The sequence below is a fragment of the Rothia nasimurium genome (genome assembly GCF_014217215.1).
Taxonomy (GTDB): Bacteria; Actinomycetota; Actinomycetes; order Actinomycetales; family Micrococcaceae; genus Rothia; species Rothia avistercoris.
This window is the reverse complement of record NZ_CP056080.1, coordinates 1,207,813-1,226,392: the sequence shown is the minus strand read 5'-3', so window position 1 is coordinate 1,226,392 and position 18,580 is coordinate 1,207,813. Positions and strand designations below refer to the sequence as shown.

16 protein-coding genes are annotated in these 18,580 nt (G+C 61.1%); all 16 read right to left on the bottom strand.

Annotation, left to right across the window (positions count from 1 at the left end; translation table 11 throughout):
• Nucleotides 1-51: 51 nt before the first annotated feature.
• The 16 genes from pyrF to alaS all read right to left on the bottom strand — a co-directional run bounded on the left by pyrF (nt 52) and on the right by alaS (nt 18,577).
• Entirely contained in the window at nt 52-894 is an 843-nt protein-coding gene (gene pyrF / locus HWU94_RS05765; RefSeq protein WP_185172877.1) for an orotidine-5'-phosphate decarboxylase, read from the bottom strand.
• Nucleotides 894-4,199 (bottom strand): carbamoyl-phosphate synthase large subunit, encoded by a 3,306-nt coding sequence (gene carB / locus HWU94_RS05760; RefSeq protein ID WP_185172876.1) that lies wholly within the window; start codon nt 4,197-4,199, stop codon nt 894-896. The genes pyrF and carB overlap by 1 nt, the downstream gene beginning before the upstream one ends.
• Nucleotides 4,200-4,211: 12 nt before the next feature.
• Nucleotides 4,212-5,375 carry a glutamine-hydrolyzing carbamoyl-phosphate synthase small subunit gene (gene carA / locus HWU94_RS05755; RefSeq protein WP_185174689.1) on the bottom strand — a complete coding sequence of 388 codons (1,164 nt, stop codon included), beginning with the start codon at nt 5,373-5,375 and terminating at the stop codon, nt 4,212-4,214.
• Between the two features lie 52 nt (nt 5,376-5,427).
• The gene (locus HWU94_RS05750) at nt 5,428-5,958 is read right to left on the bottom strand and encodes a hypothetical protein (protein ID WP_185174688.1); all 531 of its coding nucleotides are present in this window, start codon (nt 5,956-5,958) and stop codon (nt 5,428-5,430) included.
• Nucleotides 5,959-5,976: 18 nt separating this feature from the next.
• A complete protein-coding gene (locus tag HWU94_RS05745) occupies nt 5,977-7,284 on the bottom strand; it encodes a dihydroorotase (RefSeq protein WP_185174687.1) in 1,308 nt (435 codons plus the stop codon).
• 21 nt (nt 7,285-7,305) lie between these two features.
• Nucleotides 7,306-8,289 (bottom strand): aspartate carbamoyltransferase catalytic subunit, encoded by a 984-nt coding sequence (locus HWU94_RS05740; RefSeq protein WP_185174686.1) that lies wholly within the window; start codon nt 8,287-8,289, stop codon nt 7,306-7,308.
• Between the two features lie 2 nt (nt 8,290-8,291).
• On the bottom strand, nt 8,292-8,912 hold the full coding sequence (gene pyrR / locus HWU94_RS05735) for a bifunctional pyr operon transcriptional regulator/uracil phosphoribosyltransferase PyrR (protein ID WP_185174685.1): 621 nt from the start codon (nt 8,910-8,912) through the stop codon (nt 8,292-8,294).
• 174 nt (nt 8,913-9,086) lie between these two features.
• Nucleotides 9,087-9,497: a transcription antitermination factor NusB gene (gene nusB, locus HWU94_RS05730; protein WP_135012288.1), complete on the bottom strand. Its 411-nt coding sequence runs from the start codon at nt 9,495-9,497 to the stop codon at nt 9,087-9,089.
• 5 nt (nt 9,498-9,502) lie between these two features.
• Nucleotides 9,503-10,066 carry an elongation factor P gene (gene efp, locus HWU94_RS05725; RefSeq protein WP_185174684.1) on the bottom strand — a complete coding sequence of 188 codons (564 nt, stop codon included), beginning with the start codon at nt 10,064-10,066 and terminating at the stop codon, nt 9,503-9,505.
• Nucleotides 10,067-10,173: 107 nt separating this feature from the next.
• Nucleotides 10,174-11,268, bottom strand: coding sequence for a 3-dehydroquinate synthase (aroB, locus tag HWU94_RS05720; RefSeq protein WP_185174683.1), 1,095 nt, complete (start codon nt 11,266-11,268; stop codon nt 10,174-10,176).
• On the bottom strand, nt 11,265-11,885 hold the full coding sequence (locus tag HWU94_RS05715; protein WP_185174682.1) for a shikimate kinase: 621 nt from the start codon (nt 11,883-11,885) through the stop codon (nt 11,265-11,267). The genes aroB and HWU94_RS05715 overlap by 4 nt, the downstream gene beginning before the upstream one ends.
• A gap of 2 nt (nt 11,886-11,887) precedes the next feature.
• Nucleotides 11,888-13,102: a chorismate synthase gene (gene aroC, locus HWU94_RS05710; RefSeq protein WP_185174681.1), complete on the bottom strand. Its 1,215-nt coding sequence runs from the start codon at nt 13,100-13,102 to the stop codon at nt 11,888-11,890.
• 101 nt (nt 13,103-13,203) lie between these two features.
• Complete coding sequence (locus tag HWU94_RS05705; protein WP_185174680.1) at nt 13,204-14,133, bottom strand: shikimate dehydrogenase; 930 nt, start codon at nt 14,131-14,133, stop codon at nt 13,204-13,206.
• Entirely contained in the window at nt 14,133-15,350 is a 1,218-nt protein-coding gene (mltG, locus tag HWU94_RS05700) for an endolytic transglycosylase MltG (RefSeq protein WP_185174679.1), read from the bottom strand. The genes HWU94_RS05705 and mltG overlap by 1 nt, the downstream gene beginning before the upstream one ends.
• Entirely contained in the window at nt 15,343-15,861 is a 519-nt protein-coding gene (ruvX, locus tag HWU94_RS05695) for a Holliday junction resolvase RuvX (RefSeq protein ID WP_185174790.1), read from the bottom strand. The genes mltG and ruvX overlap by 8 nt, the downstream gene beginning before the upstream one ends.
• A gap of 28 nt (nt 15,862-15,889) precedes the next feature.
• Entirely contained in the window at nt 15,890-18,577 is a 2,688-nt protein-coding gene (gene alaS, locus HWU94_RS05690) for an alanine--tRNA ligase (RefSeq protein ID WP_185174678.1), read from the bottom strand.
• Nucleotides 18,578-18,580 lie beyond the last annotated feature (3 nt).

Below are 18,580 nucleotides of genomic sequence, written 5' to 3'. Positions count from 1 at the left end.
AAAATGGTGGGAATTTGTTTCAAACTCCCACCATTTTTGTTGGTCTAGACTCTACCGGGCGTTTAGAAGCTCGTCACGAGCCTTTTCAGCCGCCTGACGTAGCCCTTGAGTCGACGGCCCCGCTGCCAGCACGCCTCGACTCGAGTTCACCAGCACCTGGTTCTCGATACCGGCAAAAACGGTATAGAGGTCGTGTGCCGTAGCTCCTTGGGCGCCGAAACCCGGTGCCAGAATGGGCCCGTTGAAGGTCGAGAGGTCAATCTCTAGCTTCTGCAGGGCATCAGCGACGGTTGCGCCTACAACCAGCCCGCAGGGCCCCATGGCCTCCCACTGACGCTGGTCGTTCTCGGCACGGGCTGAGGCGATGATCGATGCGGCAACAGATGAGGTACCGCCGACATGCTGCACGGTCTGCCCCTCGGGGTTCGAGGTCAGCGCCAGCACGAAGGTGCCCCGGTCATTGCGGTCAGCAAGGTCAAGGGCCGGGCGCAGAGACTCAAATCCCAGGTAGGGGCTCAGGGTCACTGAATCGGTGCCCAAGGCTGAGGTCTCCCCCAGCCAGGCGTCTGCATAAGCTGCCATGGTCGAGCCGATATCGCCGCGCTTGGCGTCGGCAACAACCAGAACACCGGCGTCCGCAGCATCCCGCTGCAGCTGCTCGAGGGCAGCAAGACCCGCCGAACCGTGGCGCTCAAAGAGCGCCACCTGGGGCTTAAGGGCTGCGGCTACCCGACCGCAGGCCTCAAGCACGGTCGAGGCAAAGGTGGTTAAGGACGACGCGGTGTCGGGCAGCCCCCAGGCATCGAGCAGGGCGGGGTGGGGGTCAATGCCCACGCAGAGGGGGCCCTTCTCCCCCATGGCCGCAGCCAGGCGATCACCAAAACCGCGCGACATTAGGCCTCCCGAGCTTTCAGGGCAGCCTCAATGGAGGCGCCGTGTTCCTGCAGGCTCATGACGTCCCAGCTGTATTCGCGCAGGGCGTTAATACCCTGAACGGCTGCACCAAACTCAGAGACGGTAGTCATCACGGGGCAACCTACCGAGGTGGCTGCAGCGCGGATCTCGTAGCCATCGCCACGAGCCTGACCGCCGGAGGGGGTGTTGAAAATCAGGTCGATGTCGCCATCGCGTACCATATCAACGATGGAGCGCTCCCCGTCCTTGGTTTCTGCAATCTTGGGGACGACCAGGGACTCCACCCCGTTGCGGCGCAGAACGTCTGCGGTACCGCCGGTGGAGACAATCTCGAAGCCCAGCTGCTGCAGCATCTTCACATAGATGATGGAGTTGCGCTTGTCGCGGTTAGCTACAGAAACGAAGACCTTACCCTCGGTCGGCAGCTTAGAACCTGCAGATGCTTCAGCCTTAGCGAAAGCGGTATCGAAGTGGCGGTCCAGGCCCATAACCTCACCGGTTGAGCGCATTTCGGGGCCGAGCAGGGAGTCAACCACGATGCCCTCGGGGGTGCGGAAGCGGCTGAAGGGCAGCACAGCTTCCTTGACTGCGATGGCGGTTTCGGCGGGCAGGGTGGCGCCGTCCATGGTGGCAGGCAGGTAGCCTTCGGCCTTGAGATCTGCAATGGTCTTGCCGGTACCAATCAGGGCCGCAGCCTTAGCCATCTGCACACCGGTTGCCTTCGAAACAAAGGGAACGGTACGAGAGGCGCGGGGGTTAGCTTCAATCACGTAGAGAATTTCAGAAGCTACAGCGAACTGAATGTTGATCAGACCGCGTACGCCCACGCCGGCGGCAATCTTGTAGGTTGCCTCCTTGACCTGCTCGATGACGTCCGGACCCAGGGTGATCGGGGGTAGGGTGCAGGCAGAGTCGCCCGAGTGAATACCGGCCTCTTCGATGTGCTCCATGACGCCGCCCAGGTAAAGCTCTTCACCGTCAAAGAGGGCGTCGACGTCGATTTCGACGGCGTCCTCAAGGAACTTATCGATCAGAGCGGGCTGGGAGGGTGAAACCTCGGTAGCGTTTTCCAGGTAGCGGGCCAGCTGAGCTTCAGAGTAGACAATCTCCATACCGCGTCCGCCCAGAACGTAGGAGGGGCGCACCAGCACGGGGTAGCCGATTTCGTCTGCAATCTTCTTGGCGTTCTCGAAGGTGTAGGCGGTGCCGTTCTTGGGGGAAATCAGGCCGGCTTCTTCCAGTACGCGGGAGAATTCGCCGCGGTCTTCAGCCAGGTCGATAGCCTCGGGTGAGGTGCCCAGAATCGGGATGCCAGCGGCCTTGAGTTCCTGGGCCAGCTTGAGCGGGGTCTGGCCACCGAGCTGCACGAAGACACCTAGCAGGCCACCTGTACGACGCTCAGCCTCAACGATTTCGAGCACGTCTTCCAGGGTGAGGGGCTCGAAGTAGAGGCGGGTAGAGATGTCGTAGTCGGTTGATACGGTCTCGGGGTTGCAGTTGACCATGACGGTCTCGTAGCCGGCCTCGCGCAGCACCATGGAGGCGTGGACGCAGGAGTAGTCAAACTCGATACCCTGGCCGATACGGTTGGGGCCGGAGCCCAGAATCATGATTGAGGGCTTCTCGTGGTGGGCTACTTCGTCCTCCTGGTCGTAGGAAGAGTAGTGGTAGGGGGTGAAGGCCTCAAACTCGGCGGCGCAGGTGTCGACGGTCTTGAAGACGGGGCGGATGTTCAGGGCATGCCGGATACCGCGCACTACTGCCTCGCTCATGCCGAGGATCTCACCGATCTGAGCGTCGGAGAAACCGTGTCGCTTAGCCAGGCGCAGGGTGCGCTCGTCCAGGGTCTTAGAGGCGGCGATTTCTGTGGCAACCTCGTTGAGGAGCACCAGCTGGTCGAGGAACCAGGGGTCAATGGCGGTTGCCTCGTACATCTGCTCGACGGTAGCACCAGCCAGCAGGGCTCGCTGGACCTGGAAAATACGGTCGGTGGTAGCGGTCTTGCTCTGCTCAATCAGGGCGGCCAGCTCGTCCACACCGAGTTCGGGGTTGTCGAAGCGGAAGGTTGAGCCCTTCTGCTCCATGGAGCGCATGGCCTTCTGCAGGGCTTCGGTGAAGTTGCGGCCCAGGGCCATGGCCTCGCCCACTGATTTCATGGTGGTGGTCAGGGTGGGGTCTGCTGCCGGGAACTTCTCGAAGGCAAAGCGGGGAACCTTGACCACGACGTAGTCGAGGGTGGGCTCGAAGGAGGCAGGGGTCTTCTGGGTGATGTCGTTGGGGATCTCGTCTAGGGTATAGCCCAGGGAGAGCTTGGTGGCGATCTTTGCAATCGGGAAGCCGGTTGCCTTAGACGCCAGGGCGGACGAGCGGGACACGCGGGGGTTCATTTCGATAACGATGACGCGGCCGGTTGCCGGGTCGATGGCGAACTGGATGTTACAGCCGCCGGTGTCTACGCCGACCTCGCGAATCACGTTGATGGCGATGTCGCGAAGCTTCTGGTACTCGCAGTCGGTGAGGGTGAGGGCGGGGGCTACGGTGATGGAGTCACCGGTGTGTACGCCCACGGGGTCGAAGTTTTCGATGGAGCAGACTACAACCACGTTATCGTTCTTATCTCGCATCATTTCCAGCTCGTATTCCTTCCAGCCCAGGATGGATTCTTCGAGCAGGACCTCGCTAGTGGGACTGTACTGGATGCCGGCACCGGCGATGCGGTGTAGGTCTTCTTCGTTGTAGGCCATGCCCGAGCCCAGGCCGCCCATGGTGAAGGAGGGGCGCACGACCATGGGGTAGCCCAGTTCCTTGGCGGCTTCGAGGGCTTCTTCCATGGTGTGCACGATGACGGAGCGGGCAGATTCGCCGCCTGCGCGCTCAACGACGCCCTTGAAAGCTTCGCGGTCTTCGCCCAGGTTGATAGCTTCGATGTTGGCGCCGATGAGCTCTACGCCGTACTTGTCGAGAATGCCCTGCTCATCGAGGGAGATAGCCGCGTTGAGGGCGGTCTGGCCACCGAGGGTGGGCAGAATGGCGTCGGGCTTTTCCTTGGCAATAATCTTTTCGATAACCTCGGGGGTAATCGGTTCGATGTAGGTTGCGTCGGCGAACTCGGGGTCGGTCATGATGGTGGCCGGGTTGGAGTTGACCAGAATGACGCGCACGCCTTCTTCTTTGAGAACGCGCAGGGCCTGGGTGCCCGAGTAGTCGAATTCGGCGGCCTGACCAATGACGATCGGGCCAGAACCGATGACGAGGATTGAGTTGAGATCGTTACGCTTCGGCATGGTTCGGTGTCCTTAGTTCTTCTTCTCGAGCATGAGATCGATGAAACGGTCAAAGAGGTAGGCAGCGTCGTGGGGGCCTGCGGCTGCTTCGGGGTGGTACTGCACCGAGAAGGCGGGGATGTCGAGGCAGCGGAGGCCTTCGACCACCTGGTCGTTGAGGCCCACGTGGGAGACCTCGACTCGGCCGAATTCTTCGTTGGGGGCAGTGACGGCGCCGTCCAGCGGTGCGTCTACAGCGAAGCCGTGGTTCTGGGCGGTGATTTCTACCTTGCCGGTGGTGCGGTCCATGACGGGCTGGTTGATACCGCGGTGGCCGAAGGGCAGCTTGTAGGTGCCAAAGCCCAGGGCGCGGCCCAGTAGCTGGTTGCCGAAGCAGATACCGAAGAAGGGGGTGCCGGTGCGCAGGACGGACTGCAGGAGCTGAACCTGGTCGTCCGCGGTGGCAGGGTCGCCGGGGCCATTGGAGAAGAAGACACCGTCGGGATTGAGGGCGGTGATGTCTTCGAGGGTGGCGGTTGCGGGCAGTACGTGCACGCGGACGCCGCGCTCGGCAAAGCGTTTCGGGGTCATAGCCTTGATACCCAGGTCGACGGCAACCAGGGTGGCCTTGATGTCGCCCTCCCAGCCCTGGTCAGCGGGTTCTACAGTGTAGGCTTCTTCGATAGAAACGGAGTCAGCCAGTTTCTGGCCCTTCATTTCGGCTGCTGCCTGTACCTGGGCAACCAGGTCTGCCAGGGGCAGCTCGGCGTCTGTACCGGTGAAGATACCGGCACGCATGGAACCAGCACTACGCAGGTGACGGGTCAGGGCGCGGGTGTCGATGCCCTGGATGCCGACGATTCCCTGCTCTACCAGTTCCTCGTCGAGGGAACGCTCTGAGCGCCAGTTGGAGGGGCGGCGGGCGGCGTCGCGCACGGCGTAGCCTGCAACCCAGATTTTGCGGGATTCGGCGTCCTCGGTGTTAACGCCGGTGTTGCCGATATGGGGTGCGGTCTGAACCACAATCTGCCCCGCGTAGGAGGGGTCGGTCAGGGTTTCCTGGTAGCCGGTCATGCCGGTTGAGAAGACCGCTTCGCCAAGGGTCTTGCCGGTGGCGCCGTAGCTTTCGCCGCGGTAGAAGGTACCGTCTTCAAGGACGAGTACTGCTGCACGTGGGGTGGGTGCTGGGTGGGACATTCACACACTTCCTGTTGGTTGGTGTAGTCACCTGCAATCAGCAGGTGGAAACTTAGGGTCGGGCCAGGGTGTAATGGCCGACGGTTGCCTGGGGTGCGATAGCTGCAACGGCATCGAGGATTGATTTTTTGTCAGCCGCATAGCGGGTGCGGAAGCCGGTATCGACGGGGTTGCCGTTGAGTGACCAGGAGAGGACGGCCAGGCCGTCCTTCTCGACGAACTTACCGTTCATACCGGCTTCGGTGCGCACACCGATAATGTCGCTGGCGGGAATCCAGATATCTTGGGAGCCGTTGCGCATGATGATGACGGCGTCCTCGTAGACGAAGAAGACACCGGTTGATTTCACGCCCAGGGTGTTGGTGGCGATACGGTCGAGCCAGTCCCCCATGACGGTAGTGGCAACGTAGGTGCCGGGTACAGCAAGTAGGGATTCGGCGTCGTCGTAGCGCTCAGGCACATCGAGCAGGGTGCCGGTGTGAACCTGACGCTGCTTCCGACTCTTCCAGCCCTGCCACATAGCCCAGAAGGTGAGGGCGGCAACAAGGGCCAGAATCAGGGTGGGAATTAGCTTGTCAGACACGGGCACTCTCCTAGCGGGTTACTTAGCGGACGGGGTGTTCAGTGCACCGTCGAGAACGGTGGGGTGACCGCCGAAGAAGGTGGCTACGACCGCGCCGGGCACTTCCAGGCCCCGGTAGGGGTTGTTCTTGCCCTTGGTGGCCTGGGCGGCGGGGTCGATGACGCGGGTTGCGGCAGGGTCGACCAGCACCAGGTGGGCGGGCTCCCCCGCTTCGAGCGGACGCCCCTGGTCGGCTGCGAGGCCGATTTCGGCGGGCTTGGTGCTCATGATACGGGCAACATCGGCCCAGGTGATGTAGCCGGTATCAACCAGGGTCTTCTGGATGATAGAAAGGGCCTGTTCCAGGCCGGTCATACCGTTGGCGGCGCAGGCCCATTCGCAGTCCTTGGATTCGGCGGGATGGGGTGCGTGGTCGGTGCCAATGATATCGATGATGCCGTCGGCAACTGCCTGACGCAGAGCCAGTACGTCCTCTTCGGTGCGCAGGGGTGGGTTGACCTTGTAAACGGGGTCGTAGGTGCGCACCAGCTCATCGGTCAGCAGCAGGTGGTGGGGGGTGACCTCGGCGGTTACCTTGATGCCGCGTTCCTTAGCCCAGCGCACGATTTCAACGGAACCCTTGGTTGACAGGTGACAGATGTGCAGGCGGGAGCCAACGTGTTCAGCCAGCAGCACGTCGCGGGCGATGATGGATTCTTCAGCAACAGCGGGCCAGCCTGCCAGACCCAGCTCTGCTGACACCTTACCTTCGTTCATCTGGGCGCCTTCGGTCAGGCGGGGCTCCTGGGCGTGCTGGGCGATAACGCCGTTGAAGGTCTTGACGTATTCCAGGGCTCGACGCATGAGGGCCGGGTCCCAGACGCACATGCCGTCGTCTGAGAAGACGCGCACCTGGGCACGGGATTCAGCCATAGCCCCGATATCTGAGAGGCGCTCCCCTGCCAGGCCCACAGTTACAGCACCGATGGGCTGAACCTTGACCCAGCCGGAGTTTTTACCCAGCTCGTAGACCTGCTCCACCACGCCGGCGGTGTCGGCAACGGGGTTGGAGTTCGCCATGGCGAAGACGGCGGTGTAGCCACCCAGGGCTGCGGCACGGGTGCCGGTTTCGACGGTTTCGGCGTCTTCCTGGCCGGGTTCACGCAGGTGGGTGTGCAGGTCGACCAGGCCGGGCAGGGCGATAAGCCCCTGGGCCTCGACGACCTGGGCGTCGGCGTCCGCAAGGTTCTCGCCAATTTCAGCGATGAGGCCGTCCTTGATCAAAATATCGGCGGTTTTCTCACCTAGCAGTGAGGCGCCCTTGATGAGGTAAACAGATTCAGTCATTGTTTCTCTTTCGTCCAGGGCTTAGGAGCCGGGGTAGAAGTCGTTAGCGGAGCCGCCGGTCATAAGCAGGTAGAGCACCGCCATACGTACAGACACGCCGTTAGTCACCTGGCGCAGCACCCAGGAGCGGGGTGAGTCTGCTGCTTCGGCGCAGATTTCGAGGCCGCGGTTCATGGGCCCGGGGTGCAGAATAGCGGTTTCGTGGGCGGACGCGTCGAGGCGGGCAAAGCGCTCAGGGGTAAGCCCCCACAGGCGGGAGTATTCCTCGGACGAGGGGAAGAAAGACGCGTTCATGCGTTCTTTCTGGATACGCAGCATCATCACCGCGTCAACTCCCGACTCGATGGCGTCGTCGAGGTTGTAGTAAATCTCTGCCGGCCAGTTTTCGATATCTACCGGGAGCAGGGTGGGCGGGGCAACGAACTTGACAGTTGCCCCCAGGGTGTGGAGCAGCCAGAGGTTGGAGCGGGCCACGCGGGAGTGCAGGATATCACCCACAATCGCTACCCGCAGACCCTCTAGGGTAAGGCCGCGGGTTGCAACCCCCTCAACCTGGGCCTTGAACTGGCGCAGGGTCATGGCATCCAGCAGGGCCTGGGTGGGGTGGGCGTGGGTGCCGTCACCGGCGTTGAGCACGGGCACGTCAATCCAGCCGGCTTCAGCTAGACGCTGGGGGGCGCCCGATGCGCTGTGGCGAATCACCACGGCGTCGGCGTTGATAGCTGCCAGGGTCTGGGCGGTGTCTTTGAGCGACTCCCCCTTAGAGACAGATGAACCCTTGGCTGAGAAGTTGATGATATCGGCAGACAGGCGCTTTTCGGCAGCTTCGAAGGACAGGCGGGTGCGGGTCGAGTCTTCAAAGAAGAGGTTGACCACGGTGCGCCCCTGGAGCACGGGGAGTTTCTTGACTTCGCGCTGGCCGACCTCGCCCATGTAGTCGGCGGTATCGAGAATGTTAAGGGCGTCGTCCAGGGAGAGATCCTTGGTATCGAGCAGGTGACGCACGGCTACTCCCCTCCTTCCTGGGCTGAGGTGGTGGAGTGGGCGGGCTGGGAAATAATTACCTTGTCGTCCCCACCGTCGATGGATGAGAGCAGCACCTTAACCGATTCATGGGTGCTGGTGGGCAGGTTCTTTCCCACGTGATCTGCGCGGATGGGGAGCTGTCGGTGGCCGCGGTCAACCAGCACAGCGAGGCGGACGGCGTCGGGGCGGCCGTAGTCCTTGAGGGCATCGAGGGCGGCACGGATAGTGCGCCCTGAAAAAAGTACATCGTCAACGAGGACGACGGTGCGCCCCTCAATCCCCGCTGCGGGCAGGCGGGTGGGCTCAGGCGTCCGCCCCGGTTTCGAAAGCAGGTCATCACGGTACATGGTGATGTCCAGCTGCCCCAGAGAAAAAGTGGGATTAAAGTCGGAATCGGTCTGGGCAATTTTATCGGCCAGACGCTGGGCTAAGGGGAAGCCTCGGCGCGGAATACCCAGGAGAACCAGGTTCTCGCTACCCTTGTTGGCTTCAAGAATTTCGTGGGCAATGCGAGTAAGAGCTCGCTCAATGTCGGCTGACTCCAGGATGACCCGGTGGGCTCCTGCAGATACGTCGGTGGGTACACCGGTGGTATCGGTCATGTGCCGGCCTCCTTCCCCGCCTCACAGGACGGACTTAAAGGTTGCTGTCACACCTCAATGTATCACGTCCACACCTCACCGCGGCTGAATTTGAGACAGTTTTCAGTAGGTACCAGAAAATCAGAAAAACCCACCTCGTTGGTGGGTTTTTCTGATTTTCTGATACCTATAGGCCTAAGCCAGCAGGGTGGGCTTCACCTGGCGCAGGCGGTCGAGCAAGCCATTCACAAACTTGGGTGAATCGTCGGTCGACAGCAGGCGAACCAGGCCGGTAGCCTCTGAGATAGCTACGGCATCGGGAATCTCATCGTTAAAGAGGAGCTCCCAAGCGCCGAGCCGCAGGGCCACGCGGTCCACGCTGGGCATGCGGTCCATGGTCCAGTCCTGGGCGTAGGTTTCGATGTACTCGCGAATCTCTTCGTCATGGTCGCGTACGCCACGAACAATCTGCTCGGAGTAGAGCGAAATCTGCGCTGAGGTGTAGGTGCGGCGGCGAATCAGGACGTCAATGACGTCATCGCCGCGCTGATCGGCCTCAAACAGGACTTCGAGGGCGCGAAGTCTAGCTTTGGTTCTTGAATTCACGGTACTTAGTCGTTGACGCGGCCGAGGTAGTCACCGGTGCGGGTGTCGACCTTGACCTTGGTGCCGGTTTCGAGGAAGAGGGGCACCTGAATCTCGGCGCCGGTCTCAACGGTTGCGGGCTTGGTGCCGCCGGTGGAGCGGTCACCCTGCAGGCCGGGCTCGGTGTAGGTGATTTCGAGGACGACTGAGGCGGGAAGCTCGATGTAGAGGGGTGAACCTTCATGCATGGCGATGGTTGCGGTCTGGTTTTCGAGCATGAACTTGGCGGCGTCGCCAACGGTGACCTCAGAGACGTTGATCTGGTCGTAGGTCTTCAGGTCCATGAAGACGTAGTCGGTGCCGTCCTGGTAGAGGTACTGGTAGTCGGAGCGGTCGACGGTTGCGGTCTCAACCTTGGCGCCGGCGTTGAAGGTCTTATCAACTACCTTGCCTGAGGTGACGTTGCGCAGCTTGGTACGGACGAAAGCGCCGCCCTTACCGGGCTTGACGTGCTGGAATTCGATGACGGACCAGAGGTTGCCGTCAATCTTGAGAACGACACCGTTCTTGATATCTGCGGTAGTAGCCAACAGACTCTCCTCTAAACTGAAATTTTCAATAAGCGTTGCGGGGTAAACCGTAGACCAGTCTACCGGCTCCCCCGCCGCTTTGCGCTATTAGTTAGCGAGTTTCACACCTAGCTGGCAATTTCCTGGTAGGTCATAAACAGGATCGAGTCGTCGGGTACCTCGTAAATACGGGGCTTGCCCAGGCTCTCCAGAACGACGAAGCGAAGCATGTTGCCGCGGGCCTTCTTGTCGCGGCGCATGGTTTCAAGCAGCTTGGGCCAGCGGTCTGCCGGGTAGGTGGTGGGTAGGTCGAGGGCGGTGCAGATGGCGCGGGTTCGCTCAACGGTTGCCTCATCAAGGTAGCCAGCGGCGAGGGACAGTTCTGCGGCGAAGACCATACCTACTGCTACGGCAGCACCGTGGCGCCACTGGTAGCGTTCTGCGTGTTCGATGGCGTGGCCCAGGGTATGACCGTAGTTCAGGAATTCGCGGCGGCCTGACTCCTTCAGGTCTTCAGACACCACCTCAGCCTTAACCCGAATGGAGCGCTCGATGAGCTCTCGCACTACCTCAGACTGGGAGTCCCGAATCTTGCCGGGGTTCGCTTCAATCAGGTCGAGAATCGTCGGGTCTGCGATGAAGCCGCACTTAATCACTTCAGCCATACCGGTGAGCAGCTCGTGCTGCGGTAGGGTGCGTAGCACGCCCAGTTCGCAGAGGACGGCTGCGGGCGGGTGGAAGGCCCCGACCAGGTTCTTGCCCTCTGCGGTGTTGATGCCGGTCTTGCCGCCAACTGCGGCGTCCACCATGCCCAGCAGGGTGGTGGGGATGTGGATAACGCGGACGCCGCGCAGCCAGGTCGCTGCCACAAAGCCAGCAAGGTCGGTGACGGCGCCGCCACCTACGGAAATAATTGCGTCGGTGCGGGTGAAGTCGTTTTGGCCCAGTACCTGCCAGCAGAAAGCGGCGACCTGGATGTGCTTGCCTTCTTCGGCGTCCGGAATTTCAGCCGAGTAGGCCTCAAAACCCGCTGTGCGCATCTGCTCCATCACCAGCTCACCGGTGGAGCGCAGGGCTCGGGGGTGGATAACGAGAATGCGCTGGGTTCGGTTGCCCAGGATTTCGGGGATGGTACCGAGCAGGTTGTGGCCTACGTAAACGTCGTAGTTTTCTGAAGGCTGGGTGCCGGTGACGGGTATGACGGTGGTGGCCTGGTCGCTCACGCTTGACCCTTTCGGTTCTTGATGATGAAGTTCTGAATTTCGGCTGCCATGTCGGCTATTCCCCGGCCTCCGCAGGCGTCCAGTGTGTAGCTGGCGAGCTCTTCGTAGCGGTCCCGCCGGGCCTCAAATATTTCGATCCATTTTTGCACCGGGTTGGGCTGGAGCAGGGGCCGGGTTTTGCTGTTTTGGATGCGCGGGGCTACGGTTTCGGCGTCAACCTTGATGTAGATAACGGTTTCGTCTTTGAGGACGTCGGCTACCTCCGGCGTCATGGGTGCTCCCCCGCCCAGGGAGAAGATGGTGTTGCGCCGGGCAGGTGAAGTGAGCACCTCACGGATTACTTCAGCCTCGATACGGCGGAACTCAGCTTCGCCGTAGTCGGCAAAGATTTGTGACACCTCACCGTATTTTTCGACGATGAGGTGGTCAGAGTCGAGGAACTCGTAGCCGTAGAAGCGCGCGAGGTGCGTGCCTATATAGGACTTGCCCGCCGCCATAGGGCCGATGATCACGACCGGGCGGGATTTTTCGATATAGGTTTCTTGCACCTCGCGCAGCTGGTTGGGTGCGAGCACCTCGGTCATGTCGATCGCGTGGTCACGTGATCGGGGGGTCATGGTTAGGCGTCCCACCCTGCTACGTTGGATTCCCAGGCCAGGGATTCGGGTATGGCTGCCAGGTAGGAGTCCATGTTGCGGCGGGTTTCTGTGATGGAGTCGCCGCCGAACTTTTCAAGGGCTGCCTCTGCCAGCACTAGGGCGACCATGGCTTCTGCTACGACACCGGCTGCGGGCACAGCACAGACGTCTGAGCGCTGGTGGTGGGCGCGGGCAACTTCACCGGTGGAGGTGTCGATGGTGGCCAGGGCCTTGGGCACGGTGGCGATGGGCTTCATGGCGGCGCGTACACGAAGCAGGTCACCGATGGTCATGCCACCTTCGATACCGCCTGCGCGGTTTGAGACGCGCTGGACGCCATGCTCACCGGGTACGATTTCGTCGTGGGCGCGGGTGCCGGGGCGCTTTGCGGTTTCGAAGCCATCGCCTACTTCTACGCCCTTGATGGCCTGAATACCCATGAGGGCTGCAGCCAGGCGGGCGTCGAGGCGGCGGTCCCAGTGCACGTAGGAGCCGAGTCCCGGGGGAAGACCGTAGGCCAGAACTTCTACCACACCGCCCAGGGTCTCACCGTCCTTGTGGGCCTTATCGACGGTAGCGACCATGGCTTCGGAGGTTGCGGTGTCGAAGCAGCGCAGGGGGTCGGCGTCGAGGGCAGCAACATCGCGAGGGGCAGGACGCGGGGCGTCGGCGGGGGCTGCTACCTCGGCGATAGCGGTGGTGTGGCTGACCAGTTCTACGCCGAGAGTCTTAAGAATCTGAGCTGCAACGACGCCCAGGGCTACGCGGGTTGCGGTTTCGCGGGCGCTGGCCCGTTCAAGGACGGGGCGGGACTCGTCGAAGCCGTACTTCTGCATACCGGCGAAGTCTGCGTGGCCGGGGCGGGGACGGGTGAGGGCCGCGTTGCGGGCGCGCCCCTCAATCAGGGCGGGGTCAACGGGGTCTGACGACATTACATCAACCCACTTGGGCCATTCGGTGTTGGCGATTTCGATGGCTACGGGGCCACCCTGGGTCTTGCCATGGCGCACACCGCCAAGGATGCGCACACGATCCTCTTCAAACTTCATACGGGCACCACGGCCGTAGCCGAGGCGGCGGCGGGCTAGAGCGTCGCGCACCATCTCGCTGGTGAGTTCAACACCTGCCGGTACGCCTTCAATAATTCCTACCAGGGCTTCGCCGTGGGATTCACCGGCTGTGAGCCAACGCAGCATCTCTAACCTTCTTTACGTTTACCTGTGGGTCTTGTGTTCTAAGATTTCCAAAAATAGCGGTCGATAGCAAACCGCTACTTCACGATTCGGTACGAATAGTCTCAGCGAGTGAGCCAGGCTGACTCGTTCACCGATTCGGGTTCAAAGCCTGTAACCGGTAGCCCTACTGCCTGACGCATGGCGGTGAGCACTTCTTCCTGCCGGGGTAAGGGGTGGCTCCTGTCGTGGCCGGTAAAGAGCTTGACCTGGTCTACCGCCTGGTACATCAGCATCTCAAGGCCGCTGGTCACGGTACCGCCGCGGGCTTCCCACTCCCCCGCTAGAACCGAGGGCCAGGGGTCGTAGGATACATCGAGCAGGTAGCCCGCAGATTCACCCTGTTCTGCGGTAGCCAACAGCTCGTCGGCTGCTCCCGCAGGCAGGGTACAAATGGTTACATCAAACTCCGCATAGCTTTTTGCGAAGCTATCGATGGGCAGGAAGTCAAGGTGCAGACCCAGGCGGTTAGCAGCGTCCGCAGCCCCCTGAGCCCGGCGAGCATCGCGCACAAAGACGCGGACGCCGTCCGCCCCCATCGCGCGCAGGGCGGCAAGGGCTGCGGTAGCGGTACCACCGCCACCAATAATCGCAGCACGCGCGGGCTTGCCGACGAAACCGGCCTGGCGCAGGGCATTGACGATACCCGACACATCGGTGTTATCGCCCCAGGAGACCAGCCGGCCATCAGTTTCGTGCTTCCAGTAGACGGTATTGACCACACCGACCGCGTGGGCAAACGGGGTCAGATAGTCCAGCTGCTCTTTGACCGCTGATTTCAGCGGCATGGTGACAGAAAAGCCGCGGGTGCCCCGCTCAGGAGTGTAGCGGGCAAAAACGTCGGCCAGCTGGTCCTCGCGAGTATCTAGCCGGTCGTAGCCCATCTCAAGCCCCATAGCCCGGTAGGCGGCCAGATGCAGCAGGGGTGATTTACTGTGCTTAATGGGGTGCCCCAAGACATAAGCCTTGGGGCACTCGGTAATCTGCTGACTCATTAGGAGCAGACACCCTCGTGAGCTTTACAGAATTCATCGTATACTTCAACATTCTTCAGGTGCTCTTCGTAGGTCTTAGCGAAGAGGGTCTCACCAGTGAAGAGGTCAACGGTGACCCAGAAGTAGTAATCGTTCTTCTCAGGGTTGGCAGCTGCCTTAATAGCCGCTAGACCGGGTGAACCGATAGGACCTTCGGGTAGGCCCTTGTAGTAGAAAGTGTTGTACTTGTTGCTGGCGTCCTGCTTCTGCTCATTCGAGATATGGTAGCTCTGAATGCCCAGACCGTAGGCTACGGTTGCGTCTGACTGTAGGTAGCCGCTAGTCTCACCGTCTGGGTTATTCAGGCGGTTCTCGATAGCACCGGCAATTGGGTAGTAGTCAGCCTCGCGACCTTCGAACTCCAGGATTGAGGCAACGGTAATCACGTGGAAGATTCGGTCATCGCCAGAAACACCGGCCTCTTCTAGAGCGTTGAAAGTGTTATCAACCATCATTTGCAGGATTTCTTCAGCACCGGCGTCCTTGGGGAAGCGGTATTCGCCCGGGAAGAGGAAGCCCTCAATGGTGGGGAACTGTGAAGGAATACCGAAGCGTGTGGGGTCGGTTGATAATGCCTTGAACTCTTGGGCGCTAATACCGGTGCCCGTAGCCAGAGCTTCAAAGGTCTTATCCATACGCCAGGTACGGGCAACCGCCACGTAGTTGGTGTTGGCTTCGTCAAAACGCAGGAGCTCACCCAGAGCAGCAGCGCTGCTCATTTCTTCTTGCATGGTGTACTCACCGGGCTGGAAGAACCGGTCCTGGCCTTTATCGGAGTACTCCTGCAAGAAACGGTCGGCGTTGGCGATGATTCCCTGTTCTTCCAGTGAGTTAGCAATGCTAATAGCCGAGGCACCCTCAGGGATAGTAAAGGTCACTTCGGTACCGTTACCCTCACCAGAGTAATCCTTACGCTCAAACCAGCCAAACTGGGGAGCCAGAATAGACACGACCAGCACCAGAGCTACCGCAAATACCAGGCCAGCTGATATCACGAAGTTGCGCGAGCGGCGGCGGGTGCGGTCGCGCTCGTCACGCGAGTATTCGTCTTCTTCAACGGCGGTGAAGAACCCACCGTTGGCCCCGTCTTCGGTTGAGCCCAGCAGGCCATCAAGGTCGGTCTGCTGGTTCTTGGTAGGGCGATGCGGCGGGCGGCTAGAACTCGAGTTCTCAGACATTCGGGTTCTCCGTTTCGTCGTTGGAGGTTCTGGGGGCAGGCTCATCGTGAGGGGGCGTAAGCTCAACGCGGTAGCCAGCCAGGTGTTGGCCGGCTTTTAGGGTATCGACGGCATGCTGCAGGATGTTGACGGCAGCAACCTGGTCGACCATAGTCTTGAATTCTCTGCTCGATACTCCGGCCTCGTGGAGCGAGCGGTGGGCGCTCACCGTGGTGAGTCGCTCATCGACCAGCCACACGGGCACGGAGGCATCGTCAGCAGCAAGTTCCTGCACCAGAGCCTCGGCATACTCGCGGGCCATGAGGGTTGAGGGGCTCTCTCCCCCGCGCATGGTCTTGGGAAGCCCCACAAAGACTTCGGTAACTTCGTTAACCTCGATGAGTTTACGAAGCACCCGCCGGTCTGAGTTCTTTTTCAGGTCACGGCGTAGGGTTTTGAGGGGCGTAGCGAGTATGCCGTCGGGGTCGCACAAGGCAAGGCCGACGCGGGCATTGCCCACGTCGACTCCCATGCGGCGGCCTCTGGTGAAGGTCACTGGGTTAGGCCCCCAGCTCTGAAATGGTGGATCGGATAGCGGTGAAAGCTTCGTCGATCTTGGAGGCGTCTTGACCGCCACCCTGGGCGACGTCGTCCTTACCACCGCCACCGCCGCCGAGCACACCGGCAGCGACGCGGACGAGAGCACCTGCCTTAACACCTGCGTCGCGGGCAGCCTGGTTGGTGGCAACCAGAATAACCGGACGGCCGTTGTTAACACCGGCAACTGCTACGGTAGCAGCGTCCTCACCCAGGCGTGAGCGCAGGTCAAGAGCGAGCTCGCGCACGGCGCTGGCGTCAAGCTCCCCTGCGTTGTGCAGAAGGGTGCGGACGGAGCCCACCATCTGGGCGGTTTCGGTCAGCTTACCGGCCTCAGCCTGCAGCTTTTCCTTGCGAAGCTTAGCCAGTTCCTTCTCGGCTTCCTTGAGCTTGGTCAGGGTCTGGTTGATCTTCTCGGGCAGTTCGGTGGAGGACTGTACCTTCATCAGACCGGTCAGCTGGTTGACCAGGGTACGCTCAGCAGCCAGGTGGTTGAAGGAGTCTAGGCCGACCAGAGCTTCAACGCGACGGTTACCTGAACCGACAGACTGCTCGGTGAGCAGGGTCAAGGAGCCAATCTGAGCGGTTGAACCGACGTGGGTACCGCCGCAGAGTTCGCGGGAGAAGTCTCCGCCCATCTCGACTACGCGCACGGTGTCGCCGTACTTTTCGCCGAAGAGACTCATAGCGCCGAGCTTCTTGGCTTCGTCCAGCGGCATTTCGCGGGTAATGGTCTGGAAGTTGTCGCGGATAGCGGTGTTAGCTACCTCTTCGACTTCCTGCTTGGCGGCGTCGGAGAGACCCTCGCCCCAAGCGAAGTCGAAGCGCAGGTAGCCTTCCTTATTGAAGGAGCCGCGCTGGGTTGCTTCGTTACCGAGTACCTGGTGCAGGGCTGCGTGGATGATGTGGGTACCGGAGTGGGCCTTTTCGCCGTCCTGGCGGCGCTGTACGTCCACCTGAGCAACAACGGGGGTACCTGCGACAACCTCGCCCTCGCGCACAACCGCGCGGTGCACAGAGAGACCCTTGACGGGCTGCTGGACATCTGAAACGTCAATGGTAAAGCCGTTACCGGTGATGACGCCGGTATCTGCTGCCTGGCCACCAGCCTCAGCGTAGAAGGGGGTTTCATCGAGTACAACTTCGATCTTCTGACCAGTGGACGCCGCAGGGACTGAAACGCCGTCAACCAGGATGGCGCGCAGGGTGGTTTCGGTGCGCAGCTCATCGTAACCGGTGAAGATGGAGCCTCGTTCGTCGGCCAGTTCGCGGAAGACGGAGAGGTCGGCCATGCCGCCCTTCTTGGCCTTAGCGTCGGCCTGGGCGCGGTGGCGCTGTTCTTCCATGAGGGCACGGAACTGGGCTTCGTCGACCTTCACGCCGGCTTCTTCGGCCATTTCGAGGGTCAGGTCGATGGGGAAACCGTAGGTGTCGTGCAGGGCAAAGGCGTCTGCGCCAGATACCTCGCCCTTGCCGGTTGCCTTCGCTGAAGCAACAGCTTCTTCCAGGCGGGTGGTGCCTGACTCGATGGTCTTGAGAAAGGCCTTCTCTTCAGCGTAGGCGATACGGGAGATGCGCTCGAAGTCTTCGGCTACGTAGGGGTAGGCGCCGGCCATGGCGTCCTTAGACGCGGGGAAAAGGACGGGCAGGCAGGGCTCGGTCACGCCCAGCAGGCGCATGGCGCGGATAGCGCGGCGCATGAGGCGGCGTAGGATGTAGCCGCGGCCCTCGTTGGAGGGGGTTACACCGTCTGCGATGAGCATGAGGGAAGAGCGGATGTGGTCGGCTACCACGCGCATACGCACGTCGTCTTCGTAGCCTTCGTCGTTAGCGTTTTCAGAGCCGTGGTACTTTTTACCGGAGAGCTTAGCTGCGGCATCGAGGACGGGGCGAACCTGATCGGTTTCGTAGAAGTTCTCAACGCCCTGCAGCAGCATGGCCAGGCGCTCTACGCCCAGGCCGGTGTCGATATTCTTCTTGGGCAGGTCGCCGAGGATTTCGAAGCTGTCCTTGCCGGTGCCTTCACCGCGCTGGTACTGCATGAAGACCAGGTTCCAGATTTCGATGTAGCGGTCGTCATCTGCTGCGGGGCCGCCTTCTTTACCGTACTCGGGGCCGCGGTCGTAGAAGATTTCGGAGTCGGGGCCAGCGGGGCCGGGCTGGCCGGTGGACCAGTAGTTCTCTGCCATGCCCATCTTCTGGATGCGCTCAGCGGGGAACTTTACGTCATTGACCCAGATATCGTAGGCTTCGTCGTCGCCCTCGTAGACGGTAACCCAGAGGCGCTCGGGGTCAAGGCCGTAACCGCCGTCTTCGATGGATGAGGTCAACAGCTCGTAGGCCCAGGGGATGACTTCTTTCTTGAAGTAGTCACCGAAGGAGAAGTTACCGGCCATCTGGAAGAAGGTACCGTGACGGGCGGTCTTACCCACCTCTTCAATATCGAGGGTGCGGATGCACTTCTGCACGCTCACTGCACGGGAGAACTTGGGGGTTTCACGGCCCAGGAAGTAGGGAATGAAGGGCACCATGCCCGCGATGGTGAACATTGCACCGGGTTCGTGTGAGACCAGTGATGCAGAGGGTACTACGGTGTGCCCGCGCTTTTCGAAGAATTCGATCCAGCGCTTTGAGATTTCCTGTGAGAGCATCGA

What these genes read in the sequence shown, in the direction of transcription:
- ruvX (WP_185174790.1), bottom strand. Translation starts at nt 15,861, where the DNA reads ATGGGAGTCGACGTGGGCAATGCCCGCGTCGGCCTTGCCTTGTGCGAC.
- pyrR (WP_185174685.1), bottom strand. Translation starts at nt 8,912, where the DNA reads ATGACCGATACCACCGGTGTACCCACCGACGTATCTGCAGGAGCCCAC.
- alaS (WP_185174678.1), bottom strand. Translation starts at nt 18,577, where the DNA reads ATGCTCTCACAGGAAATCTCAAAGCGCTGGATCGAATTCTTCGAAAAG.
- pyrF (WP_185172877.1), bottom strand. Translation starts at nt 894, where the DNA reads ATGTCGCGCGGTTTTGGTGATCGCCTGGCTGCGGCCATGGGGGAGAAG.
- HWU94_RS05745 (WP_185174687.1), bottom strand. Translation starts at nt 7,284, where the DNA reads ATGACTGAATCTGTTTACCTCATCAAGGGCGCCTCACTGCTAGGTGAG.
- mltG (WP_185174679.1), bottom strand. Translation starts at nt 15,350, where the DNA reads ATGTCTGAGAACTCGAGTTCTAGCCGCCCGCCGCATCGCCCTACCAAG.
- HWU94_RS05715 (WP_185174682.1), bottom strand. Translation starts at nt 11,885, where the DNA reads ATGACCCCCCGATCACGTGACCACGCGATCGACATGACCGAGGTGCTC.
- aroC (WP_185174681.1), bottom strand. Translation starts at nt 13,102, where the DNA reads ATGCTGCGTTGGCTCACAGCCGGTGAATCCCACGGCGAAGCCCTGGTA.
- HWU94_RS05705 (WP_185174680.1), bottom strand. Translation starts at nt 14,133, where the DNA reads ATGAGTCAGCAGATTACCGAGTGCCCCAAGGCTTATGTCTTGGGGCAC.
- carA (WP_185174689.1), bottom strand. Translation starts at nt 5,375, where the DNA reads ATGTCCCACCCAGCACCCACCCCACGTGCAGCAGTACTCGTCCTTGAA.
- carB (WP_185172876.1), bottom strand. Translation starts at nt 4,199, where the DNA reads ATGCCGAAGCGTAACGATCTCAACTCAATCCTCGTCATCGGTTCTGGC.